Here is a 20,993-nt window from a genome sequence, read left to right on the forward strand (position 1 = left end):
CAGGGAAGTCGAACGTATGTCTCTATTTTTAGAATAAAAAAAGCTGACTGCTAGGTCAGCTTGGCCCTATCCATCCCCGCATTAAAATACGGGGATTTTCGGGCGTTTTTCATTAAAAATAAAATCTTCACTAGTATAGATAATTAATCCAGTGTTTACAATAAAAATATATTTTTAACAAAAGATATTAAAAAAACAAAATAAAAAATGGTTAAAGTTAACCATTTTTGCTAAAAATTATTATTTAATCTTATCTTCAATTGTGCCGTCGCTATGAGCAATGATTACCTCATCACACATATCAAGGAATAAGCCATGTTCAACTACACCTACAGTATGGTCAAGATAATCGGCTAAACCATGTGGTGCTGGAACTGGATCGGCAACCAAATCAATAATGTAGTTGCCATAGTGCGTGATGTAACGCTTATCGCCATCCATTCGCCATTGTGGCTTCAAGCCTTCTTGCTTAAAACGCTTAAAGTTTTGTTCACAAGAAATAGGCAATACTTCAACTGGCAAAGGAAATCCACTTAATCTGTGGACAAGTTTTGATTCATCCACAATCCAGATAATCTTTTTAGAATTAATGGCAACATTCTTTTCAAGGGTTAAGGCACCACCGCCGCCCTTAATTCCGTCTAAGTTGTTAGCAACACGATCAGAACCATCAACAGTTAAATCAACTTGATCAACATCAGCTAATTCACTAACTTTAAAGCCTAAGTCTTCAAGTTGCTTTTTACTTCTATTACTGGTAGTAACGATTGCTTTTAACTTTAAGCCATCATTATCCTTGCACTTGCCTAAGGCATCAATAAAGAAAGCAACGGTTGAACCAGTACCTACGCCTAAAATCATGCCAGATTTTACCATGCTTGCTGCCTTCTCAGCAGCTTCTTTTTTCAAGCGATCTTGTTCTGTTTTATCCATTATTCATCGTCCTCCATTGCATTTTCTACTTCTTTGGCAGTAGGAATTGAAGGTTGGGCACCTAAACGTTGAACGGCAATTGATGAAGCACGACTAGCAATTTTAGCGGCTTCTTCAAAGTTGGACAAGTCTGCTTTTAAATTGCTTGCCAAGTAACCAATAAAGGTATCGCCTGCACCAGTGGTATCAGTTGCCTTAACCTTGTAAGCTGGTACCAAAGTTTCAATATCTGCAGATGAGATATAGGCACCTTTATCACCATACGTAATTACTACATTTTTTACGCCAAGAAGATGCAACTTTTCAGCATTCGTTGCCAAAGTTGAATTATCCTTTATTTGGATGCCCGTAATCTTGGCACTTTCAGTTTCATTTGGCGTAATAATATCTGTGTATTGCAACAATTCTTCCGGAATCTTATCAATAGCAGGTGCAGGATTTAAAATTGTGATTTTTCCTGCCTTTTTAGCCAACTTGAAAGCCTCAATTGTTGCTTCAAGTGGGGTCTCGAATTGAGCAATCACACAATCTACATCTTTAAACAAATCACTAGCAGCCTGAATATCCTCTACAGTTAATTCATAGTTAGCGCCATGATCAATAATGATATCATTTTGTCCTGCTTCATTAAGCGTGATATAAGCATGACCGGTCTTGCTTCCCATCGTGGTTTGAACATAGGTAGTGTCAACGCCATAGCTCTTCAATTGATGGGTGATATAACCGCCTTCGCTGTCTTCACCGACACGATTAATAAAATAAGTCTCTGCGCCACTTTTAGCTGCAGCGATAGCTTGGTTTGCACCTTTACCACCACCAGCAGAGGTTATTTCTGTGGCATTAATTGTTTCACCTGGTTTTGGAAAGTCCTTTACGTGCAATGTAGTATCAACATTGCTTGAACCTATAACTACAATCTTCTTCATGAGCATCCCTTCTTAGAAATGTATTTAATCATTTCAATTATATCAAAAAAACGCATTCAATCTCGCTAATGCGTTTTTTGACATTTTAATGTAAAATACCGCCATTGACGAAGCCCTTAAGTCGCTCTGCTTCCCATTTTAAAGTATCGGAATCATCGACTTGCGAGATCTTATAGCCAACAAAATATGGTGAGGCATAAAAACGTGGAATAATCTTGCAGCAAGTTCCTTTGCCATCATTAATCGGATAAAAGAATAAGTTGTATGAATCTACACCGTGTGACAAAACAGAACGCATATATTGCGCACCTTTTTGGATTAAATCTGCCCACGTTTCTAAATTGGTATTATCTTGAGTTAAGATATTTACTTCTTGATAGCCTTGAATCGGATAAGCTGAAAGATTCATTTCTACTGAACCAGATCGACCAACCTCAAAGCCTTTGAAATTGTCAGGTCCAATATCGTGATAGCCATCTTTATGGTAAAGCCCAACAATCTGCATGTGGGGATGCGTTAAAGAACCATCAGATTTAGGACCAAAGTTTTTATACCAAAGAACACTTTCATAGCGGCCTGAGTTATTCATCTTTTGAAAACATTTCAGTCCAAACTTCATTAATTCTTGATTGTCTTCGCGTGTATAAGTTGAAATATCACCTTGGTGATCGCTTGATTCAATCAGAATTGTTTGGTCAGTATCCTGTAAAGTTGGATATTTATTCTTTAACCAAATTTTATCCCCATCTTTTTCATAGATATTGGTTAAATGTGCAACGTCACAGAAGGGGCAACCTGCATTTTGGTTACCCTGACGATTACCATAATCATAATCATAAGGCTTACGTTTACCGATTGAATATTCATATACTAAAGGATTTTTGTCCATATTTTCCACCTGCTAAAAATATTTACTTACTTTCAATATTAGAATCATTATATTTCGGTGTCAATTATGAACAATATTATATTTTATCTGTGAATAGTACGCTTATCTATGGTAAACTACCTTTGAAATGTAAAAAAGCGAAAGGCAGAAAAAATGAAATTTTACAAAAAAATGGCACTAATTGGAGCTTCCGTTTTAGCAGTTGCCAGTCTTAGTGCTTGTTCAAACAACAATAGTAGTTCTAAGAGTTCTTCTAAGATTCCTACTAAGATCAGCAAGAAGACAACGATTAACTTTTGGTACTCATTAACTGGTACTTCTCAAAGTGCTTTAAAGAAGTTAACTAATGACTTTGAAAAGAAAAATCCTAACATTCATATTAAGTTACAAAGCCAAGGTGGTAACTACTCTGACTTGCAAGCAAAGCTTGTTTCAGGTTTGCAATCACCAAAGGACTTGCCAACTATTACGCAAGCTTACCCAGGTTGGCTTTACAATGCGGCTAAGAACAACATGCTTGTTAACTTAACTCCATACGTTAACAACAAGTCAGTCGGCTGGGGCTCATACAAGAACAGTGGGATTAAGAAGGCACTTTGGGATGGTGCCAACATTGGCGGTACTCAATACGGTGTACCATTTAACAAGTCTGTTGAAGTACTTTTCTACAACAAGACTTTGCTTGATAAGTATGGTGTTAAGGTTCCAACTAACATGAGTCAACTTGCTAGTGCATCTGCTGAAATCTACCGTAAGAGTCACCACAAGGTTCGCGGTATGGGCTTTGACGCACTTAACAACTACTACATGATGCAAATGAAGGAAACTTACGGCAAGGACTTCAACAAGAACTTGAACTTTGCGGCTAAGGATTCTGTTAAGACTATTAACTACTACGCAAATGGTGTTAAGGCTGGCTACTTCATGCAAGCTGGTACACAAAAGTACATGTCAACTCCATTTAACAATGGTCAAGTTGCCATGTTCATCGGTTCAACTGCTAACGAAGCCTACCTTAAGCAAGGTCTTAAGAAGGGTTACGTTTACGGCGTAGCTGCTCGTCCAAGTCAAATGAATGTACAACAAGGTACTGACATCTACATGTTCAAGAAGGCTAGCGCAATGCAAAAGGCTGCCGCATTCAAGTACCTTAAGTTTTTAACTTCTAAGTCATCACAACTTTACTGGGCAAAGCAAACTGGTTACATGCCAGTTAACACTGCTGCTTTGAACGACTCAGCTTACCAACAAGCTAAGAACAGCAAGATTCCTGCAATTTTGTCTAAGACTTCAAAGAAGCTTTACTTCTTACCTGTAACTAAGAACTCAATTACTGCATATGACCAAGTTAATGTAAATATGCAAAATATTTTGGCTAAGGCAAGCAAGGGTCAAAACTGGACCAGTGATATTAAGACTGGTAAGGCTAAGCTTGACGCTTCTTGGAAGCAATAAAGATAGACTAATTTAGATAATTAAAAGGACATCCCCCAAGGAAAGAAGGGATGCCCTTTTTTATGTGGTCAGAATGTCGGACTCTGAATTATTCACTCAAAGCCTACTTTAAATTAAACCATTAAATCCAAATTTAGTCTGCAAAATTCCCACTACTGGGAAATATTTTCTACCTCAACACATAGCAAGTATTATCCTTACCCAAATCATACTGATCAAAGAGCTTACCAATCTCCACATTAAAATTCTGAATCAAATCATGCTGATTCTCCGCACTAAACTTCTGTGCAAACTCCTTAATCGCCGCATCCCTACTCTTCTCAAAATCTTCCACCGACTCTGCTCCAAGCACTGCAGCACTAATATCCGACTCCTCGGACAAAAACCGTAAATCATGATCAAAAACCAACTTATAACCATAATGATCATCATCGTTCTTCAAATAAAAGACAAACTCCACCTCATCAGGGTCCTTCTTCATTTGCCCCGTCAATTCCTTGAACTTCATAAAGTTCACGAAGAAATCATAAAAGTCGCCATAAAAATCTTCATCGAAATGATCAATCACTTTATCATTAATTACTTGCTTTGCTGCTAATTCATCTAGTTTCACTTATCTTCATCCTTTAACAATTCATTCTTAAATAGTTCAGCCAACTTCACCAGACTCTTATGATCTGGATAACGCTTCGTCAGCTCATCTATCTTCTCCGTTGCCATCTTCTTAATCTCATCGCTAGAGCTGATTTTTTCGATAAAGTCCGTCAATTCACCCGACCGGCTAAGCAGCTTATGCTCACTGCGGCTTTCTGCTAAAAACGCCTGGTCAATCTTACGCAACTTCAAGCTGCCATCCGGATTAAACTGGTAGCCGCCCCACATGTGCTGCTTAATCGGCTGCATTGGCTCACTATCAACATAGCATAACTTACCAACCATATGGTGCGTTTCCGTAATGCCCAAAGTTACCGGATCATAAATATCCACATAGTTAAAAATCCGTTCGCGCATCTGTACTACACGTCTTCTCTCCTTCGGTGTAAGCAATAACCAAATATTGGTACCTTCATACAAATAAGCTGCCGCTATCACCTCCGGATGACTGCAATTAGCCAAAGCAAACTGTGCGTTAATTGATCCCAGTGAATGGCCATAAATATAGAATCTGCTTCCTTTAAATTGACTAATCACATGATTCAAGAACTTACTGGCCGTCTTCAACTGACTCGGAATGCGTCTTTCGTTTGATAGCATCGCTCTTAAAATCGGGATATTCGTCTTAAACCATTCATCACGCCAAGTCTGCGGCGTGCCTTTTTTGATGCCATAAGATCCCTTAAACAGGATCGTAATTTCACTAAGATTACTAATGACGAACGCACTCATCCCGTCTTTAGCATGTTCTACCCGGCAAACAACGCCAACATGGTATTGGCCAATCGTTATGCTATCGCCTAATTGCAAATATTCATAAGATTTCTTAGTTAATTCGACCCGTTCACGGTCGGTTAATTGTTCATTTACGCCCATAATATTTTTCCTAATAAAAAAACTAACCCTTACCACCATAGTAGCATGAGTTAGTTTTTTGAATAAGATTATAACCACTAATTGTTGTACTTCTTTTGTAAGTAGTTGGCCACTTGTGATAAGCAGAAGCAGATGATGAAGTACATTACAGCGATGATCACGTACATCGGAATCAAGTAAGTCGTGTTTTGACTGTAGATGATTTGTGCGTGGTAAAGAAGTTCTGACAACACGATGATCGTTGCAAGTGAAGTATCCTTAACCAGTGATACGAACTGTGACAAAAGTGCAGGAATCATGTTGTGCAAAGCTTGTGGCATGACAACGTGATACATTGCTTGGCCATAAGACATACCGTTTGAACGGGCACCTTCCATTTGACCTGGATCAACTGAACCGATACCTGAACGAACGATTTCGGCCAACATTGCACCTTCGAAGATTACCAAAGCCGTAATCGAAGCCGACGTTGGATTCGTGACAATACCTAATTGTGGCAAACCAAAGTAGGTAAAGAAGATGATCAAAAGCAATGGCAAGTTACGGATAATATCAATGATAAAGCCAACGATTGCTGAAAGATATTTAATCTTCATGTAGCGGATCAAACCTAAGATCAAACCCACTACAAAACTAAGCGCAATTGAAATAAGTGATACATAAATCGTTACCCAAAGACCTTGTAATAAGAAGCGGATATCGACCCATGAATAAGCATGAATAAAAGTTTCCATTTTCTATCCCCTTCCTATTTAGCCAATTTCTTTTCTAGATGACGCATGTAGTAGCTGAGTGGCAAAGTCAAGATCAAGTAGAAAAGACCTACAATAATATATGTATCAATGGTTTGGAAAGTTGAAAATGCGATCAATTGTGCTTGATACATCAAGTCAAAACCAGCTACAAAGGCCAAAACTGAAGAGTTTTTAACTAAGTTTACAAATTGGTTGCCAAGTGGTGGGATCACGATCTTCATGGCTTGAGGCAAGATAACGTAACGCATTGCTTGCACATAAGTCATACCGTTTGAACGGGCACCTTCCATTTGACCTTCACCGATTGAGTTAATACCGGCACGCACTGTTTCAGCGATAAAGGCTGAAGTATAAAGTGTTAAACCAATTGTACCGGCTTGGAAACCTGACAACTTAACGATGTAACGCGGAACGATCAAGTAAAAGATCATTACGATAACTAGCAATGGAATGTTACGGAAAATTGCGATGTAAATCTTAGCAATCACGCGGCCAAATTTTGGCGGAGCTACTTCAAGCAGAGCGAAGAACACACCCAAAATCAAACTGAATACCAGGGCTATGGTACTACATAAAATAGTATTCCAAAAACCTGTCAAAAAAACACCCCAGTTATTGGTAATAATTTGCCACATTATTTCAATACCCCCTTAAGACTAAAACCAGGAATTCCTGCGAACCACTTCTTGAGCAAACGGTTGTAAGTACCATTTGCTTGAAGCTGCTTAAGAGCCTTGTCAATGTGATTTGCCATGTCAGTTTGACCCTTGTCAACAGCGATACCATAAGGAGCATCACTATAAACACCGCCGACTAACTTGTAGCCCTTGTTTTCTTGGGCGATACCAGCAAGAAGACCATTATCAGTAGTCAAAGCCACACCTTGGTTAGCCTTAAGTGCTGACATCGCTTGACCATAGTCATCATATTGAAGCACACGTGCCTTTGGTGCTGACTTATGCACATCATCAACTGCAGTAGTTCCTTTTACGGCAAGTACAGTTTTATTATTCAAATCTTTAACGTTGGTAATTTTGCTATTGTTGGGTACAAGCAAAGATGAACCAGCTGGGAAGTATGGCTTACTGAAGGTTACTTGTTTAGCACGCTCTGGCGTAATGGTCATAGTTGCTAAAACCGCGTCCACGTTACCGTTTTTAAGAAGTGGAATTCTAGTGTTGGCAGTAGTAGTAACAAAACTTGCAGTACCCTTTTTACCTAACATTTGCTTAGTTAAAGCCTTAGCCAGGTCCATTTCAAAACCTTCGATCTTACCGGTCTTAACGTTGGTCAAACCAAACAATCTGGTATCTGCTCTAACGCCCCAAACAATATGCTTATTTGCTTCTACCTTTTGGTAAACATTCTGATCCTTATGGCCACAGGCTGATAAAGTGAAAGCCAGCAGCACTAGTAAAGGTAAGAAAAGATATTTTCTTAATTTTTTCATGGCACGCCACCTTAGTCTTTAGAAATAATCTTGCTTAAGAATTGACGTGCACGTTCAGTATTTGGATGATCGAAGAATTCACCTGGATCACGGTCTTCTAAAATGTGACCTTGATCAAAGAAGATCAAACGATTACTTACTTTTCTAGCAAAGCCCATTTCGTGAGTAACCACAACCATAGTGATACCTTGTTCAGCAACATAGCGCATAACTTCAAGAACATCTTCGATCATTTCTGGGTCCAAGGCACTAGTTGGTTCGTCAAACAAAATAACTTTTGGATCCATGGCAAGTGATCTAGCGATGGCAACACGTTGTTGTTGACCACCTGACAATTGACGTGGGTAAGAATTGATCTTATCAGCCATACCTACTCTTTCAAGGTATTGCATGGCAATCTTACGGTTTTCGTCGTCTGGACGCTTCAAAACGATCTTAGGAGCGAGCATAACATTTTCAAGTACGGTGTGGTTGTTGTAAAGATTGAAGTGTTGGAACACCATGCCGACGTTTTTACGAATCTTGTTAATGTCTGTCTTTTTATCGGCTAAGTCATGACCAGTCACAATAAGTTGTCCACTGTTGATTGGTTCTAAGCCGTTCATTGTTCTAATTAAAGTACTCTTACCAGAGCCTGATGGACCAATAATTGAAACCACTTGGCCTTCATCAATTTTCAAGTTAATATCTTTCAATGCATGAAGTTTTCCGTAGTATTTGTTAACATGCTTAAATTCAATAATTGCTGTCATGGTTTCTATCTTTCCTCCATTTTTTGTAATAATATTATTCTACCTTTTTTTAAGGCAAAACTAAACCTATATTCAAGCTAAAATGATACATTTTTACATAAATTTACTATTTTTATTCGCTTTTGAGTAAAAATATCTTTCAATTGTCAAATGAAAGCAATTTCAATTTAGCTTTTTACGAATTTGTTTCAAGAAATGACTATGGCTCTTTTGAGTATAAAAAAAGCCTTCATCCCTTGTGCAGGGACGAAAGCTTTCCGCGGTACCACCCAAATTGTCTATCAAAAATAGACCTCCTCATAAAGCACAATCATGCTTTACCGGCGTGGTAACGTACCGGAGACGTCTCAACCTACTATAAGAATTGTTAGTTCGGCGAGCTGCTAAAAGTGTTATTCAATAATTCAGGGTCTACTGGCTTCCCACTAACGCCAATTCACTGTAAGAATGGACTATCTACTCTTCTTTTTCATAGCTTTTTAATTTCTTTATATGTATTTAACAGTATTTTGCTTAAAAAAGCAAGTAATATTTTTACATTTACGGATGAATCCGTTTTTAATGCAAATTTTTACTGTTAATATTCGGAAAATGCTTTAAAATGTTATTGATATGTAGAAAAATAAAGGAGTTATCTATGGGAAAACTTGAAAAACCCGTTATTATCGGAATTGCTGGTGGTTCAGGAAGTGGCAAAACTACCATTGCCCACGAGATTGCAGACAACATTAACGACAATGATCATGACCGCATTATGATCATGACGCAAGATTCTTATTATAAGGACAATACCGGCGTACCAATGAAAGAAAGGATGAAGATCAACTACGATCACCCTGACGCTTTTGATATGCCACTGCTTGAAGCACAACTTAATCAATTGATGCACAGAAAGCCAATTGAAATGCCAACTTATGATTTCACTGCTCACACAAGAAGTGATGAAACCATTCACGTTGAACCTGCCGACATCATTATTCTAGAAGGTATCTTAGTTTTATTTAACGAAGACATCCGTAACTTAATGGATATCAAGGTTTACGTTGATACTGATGACGACATTCGTTTTATCCGTCGTCTTGAACGTGACATGCAGGAACGCGGCCGTTCACTTGATTCAGTTATCAACCAATACCTTGGTACGGTAAAACCAATGTACAATCAATTTATCGAACCAACTAAGCGTTACGCTGACATCATTGTGCCAGAAGGCGGAGAAAATGATGTGGCAATCGACATGCTTACTACTAAATTACAATCAGTTTTAAACCAATAAAAAATGGGGCTAAGCTCCATTTTTTATTTTTTTATTATTTGGATTCTTCAGATGCATGACTATCACGCAAAATCCGATTATACTTTTTAGCAAATACGAGAATCAATACAACTCCTGACACAATATATAATGCAGCCGCAATAATATAAGCATTGGCATAACCTTGTTGCGTCTTCAAAAGATAGAATTCAGTAAATAATCCATCGATGACGCCAACAACTGACAATGCAATTTCAATTACCGCACTAAAAGCAGGACGCATATCCTTATCTACTAAAATCATTTGTACTTCTTGTTGTACAGGCATAGAGGCATTTGCAAGGCCTGAACGGAAGAATAAAATTGTGCCTACAACTGCAAATAAAGCGGCACCCGTTCCGAGCATCTTGGCATTGGCCATTACTAACATTAATGGTACACAAATGATTGTACTGATCGCAATCGTCATAATTGAACCTAACTTCTTAGCCAAATAAGGTGCAAAGAAGTAACCTACAAAGATGGCAACGGTTTGTAACGTATTAATAGTTGAAGTTATTACCCGTGGAATATGTAAAATATTATTCAAATAAATTGGCACGTATTGGATAAACAATCCAGCGCCTAATTGGACAGCACATAAATAAAGTACCCAGACAACCGTTTTATAGTTAACGCGTCGTTTGTAAGTTGTCATTTTCTGCTGCAATGTTTCTTTTTTATCTTTACTTTCAGTTGAACGATAATCAATTGGCTTATCTTTAATAAATAAAGCGAGAACAAAGGCATAAAGGTAATCACAGCTGTAATAATATTTACCCATTTATACGCGCTAATATAATTTGAAAGCATTGCCCCTTTCATTGCATTTGAATCGGCTGACAAATTTGAAGCTGTCTAATAACTGATACTTTGTAATTTACTAAAAATAAATACAACGGCTTTACCACCAATAAACATCATGATACTTTCAGCGATTAAGTTAACCACCTTAACTACAGTAAACATTTTCGTTCTTATTTTGCTAGGAACATAAGATGTTCACATCAGTGGGTACATTAAATCATAAACTCCAATTGCCGAAGAAGATACGTCACGTGGAATATGTAAATGATTATTTAAATAGATTGGCACATAGACAGCGATCAATCTCGCACCAAGTTGTACACCCGCAATATAAACAATCCACATAATGGTTCGTTTATTAAGCAACTTTTTGTACATTGCAGCTTTTTGAGCGGGTGTGGTACTTTCTTCACTTGCTTCTGAACGATGGTCTCGTGGTACATCATGAATGAATAAAGCTAAAATGAAGGCTAACATCGTTATAGCGGCGGTAATAACGAGCAAAATCCGATAAGCATTAGTATAGTTTGCTAATACTTGGCCGTGCATTAATTCTGGCCGTCCTGATGTAATAGATGCATCCCGATATGAAGTACCTTGAAGTAAACTAAAGAACCAAACAACTGCTTTTCCACCAAAGAAAGTACAGATCGTTTGAGTAATCAAGTTTACAATCATAACGACAGAGAACATTTTAGTTCTAATCTTCCCTGGTACATATGAAGTCCACATCAACGGATACATTAAGTCATAAACCCCAATTGCGGTCCATGAAATCGTATATGCAATCATAATGATAATTTGATTGGTAGTCACACAAGTTAAGGCCATAAAAATAGCAGTCATTGGTGGCAATACCAATAAGATATTTCTATAACCATATTTGTGAACAGTAGCAATCATTAAAGACATCAGGATCGCCGTTGCGGCATTAAAAATATTAAGTCCTGAAATTAAGTGTGGCGCAACAATCTTATAGTAAGAAAGTGCAGCATCATTAGTAATACCAGTAACTGCGCCTAAAATACCATAGATCCATAAATAATGACATTTTTACGATATCGCGGATTCCAATTTTTTATCGCTTCCGCTTCTTCTTTCTTTTCTTCACTTGTTCGTCGAGTCAAAAAAATCCCTTCTTTTCATGAAAGCGCATACACATATCCATATTCATTTTAGCACTCACCCATTATTAATTCAGTATATACGTTTTAGATAAGGCTTATTTGATTCTCGGCTTTAATGTTTTATCAAACAAATTAGTAATTAATTTTACTAGTACTCCATCAAAAAGAAAGGCTGAAATCATGCTAGTAATGAACATTGCGATCTGCAAGTTGACACTATAATGACTCCATCCAAATAAGAAATATGATGGAATAAAACCACCTAAGTTAGCAAAGAAGGCTCCTGTTAAAACGCTCTTCCAAGAAAATCTTTCATAACGTTCTTTTTTAGGGAAAAAGCCAATTTCATTTGTAGCACCCTGAATTAACCCTTCAAAAATAGTCAGAGCACCCCATTGGCCACCAATTGCCATCTCAACTGTTGCCGCTAATAATTCACCAATCGTACCTGAGCCTGCCGTAGGGACAAAATACATTGCAAGTGGTGCAGCCATATACCAGAGTCCAGTAAAGATATTGTCCACAACCGGTGCATATCCAGTCGGTAAAAAGCTAAGTTTAACCAAGTTATACACATTATTAAAACCATAAGTGTAGATGACTCCCATAATGATCCCAATTAAGGCAACTAAAATAATTGATTTAACATTCCACTTTGCTGATCGTGTAAACATAAAAATGCTCCTAACTAACTATTACAGTCAGTAGGAGCACAAAAATAATCGATTTCATCGCACTTTCCTTAACGCAAGTATTACCTTGTTCAGGTTCAAAGGGTATGTCTCAGCTTTTCAGCACCCCTAGTGACTTTTTTATTCAACTATTGTCAGTATACCACATTAATCAAATGCCATTTGGTCAGTATAAAGTTTGTAATAAAAACCTTTTTCTTTTAATAAATCTTCATGACTTCCTGACTCAATTACATTACCATCTTTGAGTACAACAATCTTATCAGAATTTAAGATTGTCTTTAGTCTATGTGCAATTACAAAGCTAGTCCGACCGGCAATTACCGCATCCATCGCCTGTTGAATCTTTTCTTCGGTTACCGTATCCACATTCGAAGTAGCCTCATCCAAAATCAGGAAATCGGGATTAATCAAAATAGTCCGTGCAATTGAAATTAATTGCTTTTGTCCTGTTGAAAAGACAGAACTACTATCATTCACCTTGGTTTCATAACCATCCGGTAAACTTTCAATGAAGTCATGAATATCTGCCTGTTTTGCGGCACTAATTACTTCATCCATCAACGCGTTTTGTTTACCGTAACGAATATTATCTGCAATTGTACCAGTAAACAAAACAGAATCCTGTAATACAATGCCGATATTATTCCGTAACGATTCAAGCTGAATATCACGCACATCGACCCCGTCGAAGGTTATCTTACCTGAGTTAACATCATAAAAACGATTAAGCAGATTCATGATCGTAGTCTTTCCTGATCCGGTTGGTCCAACTACGGCAACAGATTGACCCTTATTTACTGAAATGTTAACTCCATGCAAGATTTCTTTATTTTCATCATAGCCAAAATGGACATTCTCTAATTTAACAGCTTTTTGCAAACCGTTAATCTTTTTACCATTTGGCACTGCATTTTCGTCTTTTTGTTCTTCAACCGTTGCCAATCTTCTAGCACCTGTTAATGCCAACTGAATCATAGAATAAATAGAAGTAATTTGGGTTAATGGTTGGAAATAAGTCTGCGAATATTCCACAAAAGTTACAATTAAGCCCAAACCGATTGCTTGACTAACTTGACCGGAAATAATCATCCAAGCTCCCATCGCGATAACAATGGCTAAGTTAAGCAAATTTAGTCCGTTCATTAATGGAAAAAGAATGCCTGAGTAAAATTGTCCCTTAAACATAGCATTTCGAACTCGGTTGTTATAGGTCTTAAAGTTTTCTATAGATTCTTTTCTTAAATCATTGGTAATAATGATTTTTTCACCATTAATCTGCTCAGTAATATAACCATTCAAATCTCCGATTTCATCTTGTTGTTTATCAAGATAAATGCGAGCCTTTTTCATGATTAATACACTAACAATCAGGATTAATGGTGTGGTCGCAATTGTAGTCCAAGCAAGTTGTTGGTTGACCATAAACATGATGACAATCGTCCCAATGAACATTATTCCTTGGGAAATAATTTCAAAGATGGCGTTGTTCATTGCGTTAAAGATATTATCCAAATCGGAAGTAAATAAAGAAAGCAGCTTACCATCTTGATGCGTGTCAAAATAGCGCACTAACATACGTTGAAACTTAGCAAATAAATTTTCACGCATATCGTTAGTTGAATCTGCATTGAATTTGGACATAACCATCCATGCGATGAAAATTGCAACTTGACTTAGAACGTAGAACAAGAGCATTGACCATAATGCACTATAGAACGTATTTAAACTAGCTGTGTCTTTCTTTAAATCGGCTAAATAGTTAGTCAAATCAGTCACAGCACGGCCTAAAAACGTTGGAGCAATTACTTGTGCACCACTTGATAGCAAAGATAGAAGAATTACAATAGCAATGCCTTTTTTATATGGTTTTAGATACTTAATAAAATAGTGAATAGCTTTTCTTGTATCACTCATTATTTTCCTCCTCTCTTGCCCTTTTGTGTCTTGAAGATTTCTTGGTAAACAGGTGATGTCTTCAATAATTCTGCATGAGTGCCTTGAGCAACCAGCTTACCATCATCTAAAACTAAAATCGTGTCTGCATGCACAACTGACACAATCTTTTGCGCAATAATAAACGTCGTTGTATCTGGTAATTCATGTTCTAAGGCCTGTTGCACCTTCTTTTCAGATTCTGCATCAAGTGCAGAAGTGGAATCATCTAAAATTAAAATTGGTGTTTTAGCAACTAATCCTCGTGCAATAGAAAGACGTTGTTTTTGACCACCGGAGAAATTGGATGACCGCTCTTCTACCTCATGATCAAATGAATCATTATATCGCTCAATAAACTCAGATGCTTGAGCCATATTAGCCGCTCTTTGTAGTTCATGCATTCTAGCTCTAGAATTTCCTTGACGCAAATTAGAAGCGATCGTGCCAGAGAACAAAATTGCACGTTGCAAAACAAACGCTACAGTTTTACGCAGAGCCGTTTCATTAACATCTTTCAAGTTATGGCCACCAATTTTAACCTCACCTTTGGTTGGATCATAAAGACGCGCAATTAGCTGCGCCAAGGTTGATTTACCTGAACCTGTAGCACCAACAATACCAACCATTTGTCCTGGCTTGATCTTAAATGAAATATCTTTTAGAGTTTCATCTTCACCATCAGGATAAGTAAATGAGACATGATCAAATTCAACAGAACTGCCTAATATATCAGTAGACGCATTTTCATTGAATTTAACATCCGGTTCCGTATCCAAAATTTCTTTAATACGGCCTAAGGAAATGTTACCTCTGGCAAATTGCATCATAGTCATTCCGGCAATCATGATAGTCCACAGAAGTGTTAATATGTAGTTAACAAATGGACTGACGACTGCTACATCAGTTGAATGAGCTGCAATACCTTGTCCAATTAGATAAACTACCAGCGTAATTACTAAATACGCAATAAGTTGAAAGGCCGGCATAATCGTAGAGAACCAATAACCAATCACAATATTATAGTTGTTCAAATGATCTGAAGTCTGATTAAATTTCTTTATTTCTTGAGGACCTTGATTAAAAGATTTCACCACTCGTACACCTTGCAGAGTTTCCTGCGCTCGACCCGAAATCTTATCCATTGTTTTTTGAAATTTATCAAACAAACTGTTCATTTGTTTTAAAACATAAATACCAAAACCAATGATCAAGGCCACCATTATTACAGTTGCCCACCAAAAACGTGGGATAATTACAATACAGAAAATAAAAGATCCCACAATTAAAATAGGCATTCTGAGCAATTGCATAAAGAGTTGCATCAACATGTTCATGATCTGATTCATATCGTTGATCAAACGCGTGGTCAATGATCCCGCTGAAAAGTTTTCAATATTACCAAAAGAAAAGCTCTGGATCTTAGCATAGGTTTCTTCACGTAAGTCACTAGTCACTCCTTGTGCGATTCTAGCGGCATAGTAAACGTTGAAGACACCCGAAATGATGGCTACAATGCCTAATACAACTAAGATGATACCGTCGCGAACAACGATATCTTTTTGATCCAACATAATTGCTCGTTGAATATTTTCTAGCAAACGCGGTTGATATAATGTTGCAAAGGCGGAAACGATAATTGCAACAAGGGCTGCAAAAATATCTTTCTTGTAATGCTTAAAGTGCGGTATTAAGATTTTGAATGCTTTCATTTATTACTCCTTTCTTCATTAAAAAAATCCCAAAAGGTATTGCCCCATTCTGTTAATAAATCAGTTAAAAGCTGCATCTTTTCAGAGCCAAGTTTTTGAGCAGTCCGTTCTTCTAACTTAAATAATGACTGCATCTTTTGCTTAGCATACTTATTTCCGTCAGCAGTCAATTCGCAAAAACGTACTCGCTTATCTTGAGGATCCACGCTCATAATAAGATAGCCTGAATCATGCAATATTTTTATTCCCTTATTAATGGATTGTTTGGGTAAATCAGTTAAACCAACTAATTGTTTTTGCGTTAATTTTTTACGTAACAGCAATTCATATAAAATTACTGATAAATAATCTGAGAGTTCATGATCTTGATCCCACTGCTGGTAGGCCCTATTCCCATGAACTATGGCCATATTCAATTTTTCCGACTCACTTATTTTCATTTGTTTCACCTTCTTATTTAGTCTCTACACATACCAATAATATTAGTATATACAGAGACTATCATCAAGAAGATAAATTTTCATTTTTTCAGAATAAATTGGTATAATAAAAAATTATTATAGGAAGTTAGGAAGTGACACCATGAAAAAGAGATTTTTTCTTTCAACTTTACTAATTGGAATAGCGCTTTTTACACTATCAGCTTGTGGACAAAATAAAAATCAAAATGTCTACCAAACGGTGAAATCTACTAAAACAATCAATTGGGGTGTTAAGGCAGATACGCCGTTGTTTGGATCAATGAGCATCAAAACTGGCAAAATCAATGGTTTTGAAATTGATCTTGCTAAAGCATTAACCAAAGAAATGCTAGGTAAAAATGCTAAGGCAAATTTTGTTACTACAACGGCAAATACTAAAATTCAATTATTAAAGAATAGAAACGTAGATGCGGTAATTGCGGCGATGACCATTACACCTGAACGTGAAAAACAAGTTGACTTTAGCAAGCCTTACTTTCCTGCTGGTCAGTCAATTATGGTTGCCAAAGATAGTAAGATTAAAAATGTTAAGGATCTAAATAATAAGAAAGTTTTAGTAGTAAAAGGAACAACTGCTGCCGATGCAGTTAAAAAGTTCGCTCCAAAAGCAGAAATCCTCCAATTTGATGATTATGGTCAAGCGTTTGCTGCCTTAAAAGCTGGACAAGGTAATGCTTTTGTAACTGATAATGGTATCTTAGTTGGTATTTTACGCGACAGTTCAGGTTATAAATTAGTCGGCGGAAACTTTACCAATCAACCATACGGAATTGCTGTAAATAAAGGTCAGACCGAAATAGATAAACAAATTAATTTAGCTCTGACCAAGCTAGAAAAAAATGGCACTTACAATCGCTTGCTTAAAAAGTGGTTCGGCAATATTCCTGGTTTTAATGTAAAAACAGCTGAAAAATATTAATGAAAAAAAGATTAGCTATAAATTCATAGCTAATCTCTTTTTTACTAAGCAGTAATGTAATCAAGCAAAACAAACATTACATCTTTATTTTCTTTTGGAACACCATGAGCAATTATTTCTTGTGGTGTCTGATGCAAATCATTATTTTCTAATGCATATGCTCCATCATTAATAGCGATCTCTCGCACATTGTCTTCTTTAGGTTCAAAATGGAATTGCAATCCAATTACCTTATTTCCCAGTAAATATCCCTGATTCTTTACTAAATCACTTGAAAATAATAATTTAGCTTCTTTAGGAATTTCACTCATTTGCTGATGCCAATGAAGTGCTGTTAATTTTTCGGGAAGTTCAGTAATTGTATGATTTTGTAAATATACTGGAGCCCAACCGACTTCTTTAGCTGGTGCATCGAGTACCCGATATCCCAATGTTTTAGCAATCTGTTGACTACCAAAACAAATACCTAAAATTGGTTTATGAGCATCAAGCATTTGCTTAATTAACACCCGTTCATTTTCTACCCAATCCAATTCATCGTTAGGACTATTAGGACTTCCTAATATCACCAACAAATCAGTTTCATCAAGCGTAGGTAAAATACCAAAATCTGCTGGATGATAAACAAACATTTCATGGTTATGTTCATGGCACCAATCTTGAATAGATCCAGGGCCCTCATTAGGTGCATGTTGCAATACATTAACGCGCATTTCAATACTTCCTTTAACGTTGATTATCTACACTATAAAAAGCTCGCCAAATTTCTTCCATTCTAGCCAAACGATGCCAGTCGGCTTGCTGACACAATTTGTATAATTCATAAACAGGATCATAATCAATTGTGTCATTTTTGTTTTCCTTCAAATAGGCTAGCACAGTCTTAATCAGCATAAATCTGAATTTTTCTATTTCATTGCGATTAAAATATTTTTCATAATATTTAGTTATTAAGAAATTAATTGTAGAATTTGATGCTTGCTTTAAAGTTGCGGGATTTTTACGGTAATTGTTTAAATCATCTGTAGAAATACCCGTTTCTTTACTTAACTGTGATATTTTAATATTATCATCTGTTACTACTCGTTTAGCCTTTTCTACATCTGTTAAAAGGTGTGGCATAACCATATGAGGAGGTATTTGACGCTTATTCAACTCATTAATTATGTTCATAGCAGCTCGCTGCATTTGTTCGATTGCGGCATCTCGATCAAGATTACTATTCTTGATATGTCCCACGACAAAGGTATGATCCGACACCTCATACTTTTTAGTAACAGGATTAAAAAAATCACCTATTACATTATTTACTACAACTTCTTTTGTACTTGCATGATCATAATTAAAAGGTATATTTTCCAACTTACCTGTGACAGAAGAAAATGGTAAGTTATCTATCGTAAAAACTTGAACGTAAACATCGTATTCCTCCTTATTATCCATATCAGAAAAATGCTTATCATACATTCTTACTTCACGATCTTGAATAAAATCTTCAAAAATAATCTGCTCTTTCATTAACAACTTTCCCTATTCCCAATATAATATTTTTCTTATATTAATATTATAAACAAAGAACAACTCTTATAAAGCCAACTTTTTTAATTTTATTTTACTTTTCTATTTGTATTTTTAACACAAAAAAAGGATTCTTTTCATCTGAATCCTCTTAATTTTAATATATTTTCTTAACTTGTTCCTGAATACTGTCTTTATCCAAGAATTCATCATAAGTAGTATCTTGTCTGCTGACGATTCCTTTAGGGCCAACTTCGATGATATGATTGGCAATTGTTTGAATAAATTCGTGATCGTGAGAAGTAAATAATATTGAACCAGGATATGCTACCAAAGCGTCGTTCAAAGCAGTAATTGATTCCAAATCAAGGTGATTAGTTGGATCATCCATAATTAATACGTTAGCCGGCTCAAGCATCATTCTAGACAATTGACAGCGAACTTTTTCACCACCAGATAATACTTTAATTTTCTTCTCAATTTCTTCCCCACTGAAAAGCATTCTTCCTAAGAAACCACGAAGGAATGTATTATCATCTTGTTCCTTAGTCGCATATTGTCTTAACCAATCTAAGATAGTTAAATCATCGTTATTAAAGTTTGCATTTAAATCACGCGACATGTAGTTAAAGGCTGTAGTCTGACCCCAGGTAACAGTGCCTGTATCTGGCTTAATTTTGCCAGCAATAATATCAAGCAAAGCGGTTGTTGCTAAAGCGTTACGTGATAAAAATGCAACCTTGTCACCGGGACGAACTATAAATGAAACATTATCTAAGATCTTTTCACCATCAACTGAGTATGAAACGTTTTCTACCTTAACCAAATCATTTCCAAGATCACGATGCATTTCAAATTTAACAAATGGATACTTTCTTGATGATGGTTTAATATCATCCAAAGTAATTTTATCAAGTTGCTTCTTACGAGAAGTGGCTTGACGTGACTTAGACGCATTAGCTGAGAAGCGGGCAATAAATTCTTGCAGCTGCTTAATCTTTTCCTCTTTTTTGGCATTCTGATTAGCTGCTAATTCATTAGCCAACTTACTTGATTCATACCAGAAATCATAGTTACCAACATAAAGTTGAATCTTGCCACGATCAACATCACACATTTCAGTACATACCTGATTTAAAAAGTGACGGTCGTGTGAAACTACGATCACAATATTTGGATAATCAGCCAAAAAGTTTTCTAGCCATTCCACTGTGTGAACATCAAGACCGTTAGTTGGTTCGTCAAGTAAAAGAATATCTGGATTACCAAATAAAGCTTGAGCTAAAAGCACCTTAACCTTTTCTGATTCAGGCAATTCCTTCATTAACATCTGGTGTTCACTTTCAGGAATATCTAATGACTGTAACAATTTAGAAGCATCAGCTTCAGCATTCCAGCCATCAAGCTCTGCAAACTTACTTTCAAGTTCTGCCGCCTTAACACCATCTTCATCACCAAAATCAGGCTTAGCATAAAGCGCATCTTTTTCCTTCATTACTTGATAAAGTTCTTTGTGCCCTTGAATAACCGTATCCATAACGGTGAAATCTTCAAAAGCAAAGTGATCCTGGTTAAGACTAGACATTCTTTCATTCGGATCAATGCTGATTGAGCCTGTCGTTGGTTCAAGCTTACCTTCTAGCAATTTAAGAAAAGTAGATTTACCAGCGCCATTTGCACCAATCACACCGTAACAATTACCTGGGGTAAATTTTAAGTTAACATCTTCATAAAGTGTACGGCCGCCAAATTTAAGACTTAAGTCGGATACTGTAATCAATCGTTATACCTCACTATTATTAATTTAAAAAAGTTAA

21 protein-coding genes, 1 riboswitch and 1 other annotated feature are annotated in these 20,993 nt (G+C 36.6%); of the genes, 3 read left to right on the forward strand and 18 right to left on the reverse strand.

What is annotated here, in order from left to right:
* Positions 1-240: 240 nt before the first annotated feature.
* The 3 genes from rpiA to B5E95_RS04490 all read right to left on the reverse strand — a co-directional run bounded on the left by rpiA (position 241) and on the right by B5E95_RS04490 (position 2,748).
* Positions 241-933 carry a ribose-5-phosphate isomerase RpiA gene (rpiA, locus tag B5E95_RS04480; RefSeq protein ID WP_087235668.1) on the reverse strand — a complete coding sequence of 231 codons (693 nt, stop codon included), beginning with the start codon at positions 931-933 and terminating at the stop codon, positions 241-243.
* Complete coding sequence (gene rbsK, locus B5E95_RS04485; protein ID WP_087235669.1) at positions 933-1,859, reverse strand: ribokinase; 927 nt, start codon at positions 1,857-1,859, stop codon at positions 933-935. The genes rpiA and rbsK overlap by 1 nt, the downstream gene beginning before the upstream one ends.
* An 85-nt stretch (positions 1,860-1,944) precedes the next feature.
* Positions 1,945-2,748, reverse strand: a complete 804-nt coding sequence (locus B5E95_RS04490) for a DUF4931 domain-containing protein (RefSeq protein ID WP_025005439.1) — start codon at positions 2,746-2,748, stop codon at positions 1,945-1,947.
* Between the two features lie 153 nt (positions 2,749-2,901).
* Here B5E95_RS04490 and B5E95_RS04495 point away from each other — a divergent pair, with 153 nt between their 5' ends.
* Positions 2,902-4,203, forward strand: a complete 1,302-nt coding sequence (locus tag B5E95_RS04495) for an extracellular solute-binding protein (RefSeq protein ID WP_087235670.1) — start codon at positions 2,902-2,904, stop codon at positions 4,201-4,203.
* A gap of 169 nt (positions 4,204-4,372) precedes the next feature.
* Here B5E95_RS04495 and B5E95_RS04500 read toward each other — a convergent pair whose 3' ends face one another.
* From B5E95_RS04500 to B5E95_RS04525, 6 genes are all read right to left on the reverse strand, one after another.
* On the reverse strand, positions 4,373-4,816 hold the full coding sequence (locus B5E95_RS04500; RefSeq protein WP_025005437.1) for a hypothetical protein: 444 nt from the start codon (positions 4,814-4,816) through the stop codon (positions 4,373-4,375).
* Positions 4,813-5,733, reverse strand: coding sequence for a DUF2974 domain-containing protein (locus B5E95_RS04505; protein ID WP_025005436.1), 921 nt, complete (start codon positions 5,731-5,733; stop codon positions 4,813-4,815). Before B5E95_RS04505 ends, B5E95_RS04500 begins: the two co-directional genes overlap by 4 nt.
* Before the next feature lie 77 nt (positions 5,734-5,810).
* On the reverse strand, positions 5,811-6,467 hold the full coding sequence (locus B5E95_RS04510; protein WP_025005435.1) for an amino acid ABC transporter permease: 657 nt from the start codon (positions 6,465-6,467) through the stop codon (positions 5,811-5,813).
* A gap of 14 nt (positions 6,468-6,481) precedes the next feature.
* On the reverse strand, positions 6,482-7,123 hold the full coding sequence (locus tag B5E95_RS04515) for an amino acid ABC transporter permease (RefSeq protein WP_087235671.1): 642 nt from the start codon (positions 7,121-7,123) through the stop codon (positions 6,482-6,484).
* The gene (locus B5E95_RS04520) at positions 7,123-7,938 is read right to left on the reverse strand and encodes a transporter substrate-binding domain-containing protein (RefSeq protein WP_025005433.1); all 816 of its coding nucleotides are present in this window, start codon (positions 7,936-7,938) and stop codon (positions 7,123-7,125) included. The genes B5E95_RS04515 and B5E95_RS04520 overlap by 1 nt, the downstream gene beginning before the upstream one ends.
* An 11-nt stretch (positions 7,939-7,949) precedes the next feature.
* Positions 7,950-8,690 (reverse strand): amino acid ABC transporter ATP-binding protein, encoded by a 741-nt coding sequence (locus B5E95_RS04525; protein WP_087235672.1) that lies wholly within the window; start codon positions 8,688-8,690, stop codon positions 7,950-7,952.
* 239 nt (positions 8,691-8,929) lie between these two features.
* Positions 8,930-9,172 (reverse strand) — a binding site (T-box leader).
* Between the two features lie 155 nt (positions 9,173-9,327).
* Here B5E95_RS04525 and udk point away from each other — a divergent pair.
* A complete protein-coding gene (gene udk, locus B5E95_RS04530; RefSeq protein WP_087235673.1) occupies positions 9,328-9,966 on the forward strand; it encodes a uridine kinase in 639 nt (212 codons plus the stop codon).
* 34 nt (positions 9,967-10,000) lie between these two features.
* Here udk and B5E95_RS04535 read toward each other — a convergent pair whose 3' ends face one another.
* The 6 genes from B5E95_RS04535 to B5E95_RS04560 all read right to left on the reverse strand — a co-directional run bounded on the left by B5E95_RS04535 (position 10,001) and on the right by B5E95_RS04560 (position 16,697).
* Positions 10,001-10,768, reverse strand: a complete 768-nt coding sequence (locus B5E95_RS04535) for an MFS transporter (RefSeq protein WP_241146316.1) — start codon at positions 10,766-10,768, stop codon at positions 10,001-10,003.
* A gap of 218 nt (positions 10,769-10,986) precedes the next feature.
* Complete coding sequence (locus B5E95_RS04540; protein ID WP_241146317.1) at positions 10,987-11,703, reverse strand: MFS transporter; 717 nt, start codon at positions 11,701-11,703, stop codon at positions 10,987-10,989.
* Positions 11,704-12,013: 310 nt separating this feature from the next.
* The gene (locus B5E95_RS04545) at positions 12,014-12,592 is read right to left on the reverse strand and encodes an ECF transporter S component (RefSeq protein WP_087235675.1); all 579 of its coding nucleotides are present in this window, start codon (positions 12,590-12,592) and stop codon (positions 12,014-12,016) included.
* A gap of 47 nt (positions 12,593-12,639) precedes the next feature.
* Positions 12,640-12,730: riboswitch (TPP riboswitch) on the reverse strand.
* Positions 12,731-12,757: 27 nt separating this feature from the next.
* The gene (locus tag B5E95_RS04550; RefSeq protein ID WP_087235676.1) at positions 12,758-14,527 is read right to left on the reverse strand and encodes an ABC transporter ATP-binding protein; all 1,770 of its coding nucleotides are present in this window, start codon (positions 14,525-14,527) and stop codon (positions 12,758-12,760) included.
* Positions 14,527-16,257, reverse strand: coding sequence for an ABC transporter ATP-binding protein (locus tag B5E95_RS04555; RefSeq protein ID WP_087235677.1), 1,731 nt, complete (start codon positions 16,255-16,257; stop codon positions 14,527-14,529). The genes B5E95_RS04550 and B5E95_RS04555 overlap by 1 nt, the downstream gene beginning before the upstream one ends.
* Positions 16,254-16,697 carry a MarR family winged helix-turn-helix transcriptional regulator gene (locus tag B5E95_RS04560; RefSeq protein ID WP_087175909.1) on the reverse strand — a complete coding sequence of 148 codons (444 nt, stop codon included), beginning with the start codon at positions 16,695-16,697 and terminating at the stop codon, positions 16,254-16,256. The genes B5E95_RS04555 and B5E95_RS04560 overlap by 4 nt, the downstream gene beginning before the upstream one ends.
* Before the next feature lie 142 nt (positions 16,698-16,839).
* Between B5E95_RS04560 and B5E95_RS04565 the strand changes: the two genes are divergently transcribed.
* On the forward strand, positions 16,840-17,658 hold the full coding sequence (locus B5E95_RS04565; RefSeq protein WP_087175908.1) for a transporter substrate-binding domain-containing protein: 819 nt from the start codon (positions 16,840-16,842) through the stop codon (positions 17,656-17,658).
* Positions 17,659-17,702: 44 nt separating this feature from the next.
* Here B5E95_RS04565 and B5E95_RS04570 read toward each other — a convergent pair whose 3' ends face one another.
* The 3 genes from B5E95_RS04570 to B5E95_RS04580 form a co-directional block, all read right to left on the reverse strand.
* Positions 17,703-18,371: a type 1 glutamine amidotransferase gene (locus B5E95_RS04570; RefSeq protein WP_087235678.1), complete on the reverse strand. Its 669-nt coding sequence runs from the start codon at positions 18,369-18,371 to the stop codon at positions 17,703-17,705.
* A gap of 13 nt (positions 18,372-18,384) precedes the next feature.
* A complete protein-coding gene (locus B5E95_RS04575) occupies positions 18,385-19,176 on the reverse strand; it encodes an XRE family transcriptional regulator (RefSeq protein ID WP_204206631.1) in 792 nt (263 codons plus the stop codon).
* A 157-nt stretch (positions 19,177-19,333) separates the two neighbouring features.
* The gene (locus B5E95_RS04580) at positions 19,334-20,956 is read right to left on the reverse strand and encodes an ABC-F family ATP-binding cassette domain-containing protein (protein WP_056945568.1); all 1,623 of its coding nucleotides are present in this window, start codon (positions 20,954-20,956) and stop codon (positions 19,334-19,336) included.
* Between the last annotated feature and the right edge of the window lie 37 nt (positions 20,957-20,993).

The organism is Lactobacillus gallinarum, from assembly GCF_002160635.1.
Taxonomy (GTDB): Bacteria; Bacillota; Bacilli; order Lactobacillales; family Lactobacillaceae; genus Lactobacillus; species Lactobacillus gallinarum.